This window comes from Rhizobium sp. SVR5-9E (genome assembly GCF_056755095.1).
In genome coordinates, this window is the sequence record NZ_JBNDHS010000668.1 from 1 (window position 1) to 241 (window position 241).

The window sequence follows — 241 nt, forward strand, 5'->3', positions numbered from 1 at the left end:
GCGGTCGACGTCGCCATGTGGGAGCTGAAGGGAAAAGCGCTTCATAAGCCCTTCTACAAACTACTCTGCGGTGCATGGACGAAAACGCTCCCGTGCTACAGCTCGGTTGGTGGGAATGCCGCGAAGACCGTAGACGAGGTGGTCAGAGACGTCGCGCGGCGGGTGGAGACCGAAAAGCCGGCCGCGGTCAAAAGCCGTTGGGACGGCGACCGCACCCGGCAGGACGTCGACAGCGCAGGAG

1 pseudogene is annotated in these 241 nt (G+C 63.5%); it reads left to right on the plus strand.

The features are described from left to right. A pseudogene (locus tag ACPYOJ_RS36480) lies at positions 1 to 241 on the plus strand (hypothetical protein); the annotation flags it as partial.